At 65.7% G+C, this 554-nt stretch carries 1 protein-coding gene and 1 pseudogene; one reads left to right on the forward strand and one right to left on the reverse strand.

What is annotated here, in order from left to right:
* Positions 1-263 (forward strand): GAF domain-containing protein (locus tag EOA23_RS35310; RefSeq protein ID WP_348628611.1); only part of this gene is annotated, 263 nt, incomplete at its 5' end.
* A 46-nt stretch (positions 264-309) separates the two neighbouring features.
* On the opposite strand, the pseudogene EOA23_RS35315 reads toward EOA23_RS35310, so the two are convergent.
* A pseudogene (locus tag EOA23_RS35315) lies at positions 310-554 on the reverse strand (FAD-dependent monooxygenase); the annotation flags it as partial.

Here is a 554-nt window from a genome sequence, read left to right on the forward strand (position 1 = left end):
TCGCTGTCGGCAAGGGCGTCTGCGGCAAGGCCATTGAGCTCGACATGTCGATGCTGGTCAAGGACGTCAACGAATTCCCTGGCCACATCGCCTGCGATGCCGATTCGCGCTCCGAGCTGGTGGTGCTGTTGCGCGACGCCGATGGCGCGTTCGGCGTGCTCGACCTCGACAGCCCGCTGCCGGGCCGCTTCGACAAGGAGGACCAGGCCGGCATCGAGAAGCTCGCCGCGATCTATGTCGCGGCGTGCGAGTTCGAGGACTGAGGGCACAGGCTCGCTCGCGATTGGAACGTTCGAAGGGTCGTCAGGATCACGCGTGCTTTTCCCGCGCGACGTCGTTGAAGAAGTCCACCAGTGAGAACGGCGCGCGTTCGCCGAGGCAAAGCTCCAGCACCTGGCGCGCGTCCGGGGCTTTGGCGGCGGCGCGGGCAAACATCGGCTCCTCATAGTCGGCAAGTGCCTTCTCGATGTCGTACGGGTTCGCGGCAATCGCCTTGCCGAGCTCGGCGCCGTCGAACATTGCCAGGTTGGCGCCTTCGCCGGACGGTGGCATGA

The sequence above is a fragment of the Mesorhizobium sp. M2A.F.Ca.ET.042.01.1.1 genome, from assembly GCF_003997405.1.
GTDB lineage: Bacteria > Pseudomonadota > Alphaproteobacteria > Rhizobiales > Rhizobiaceae > Mesorhizobium.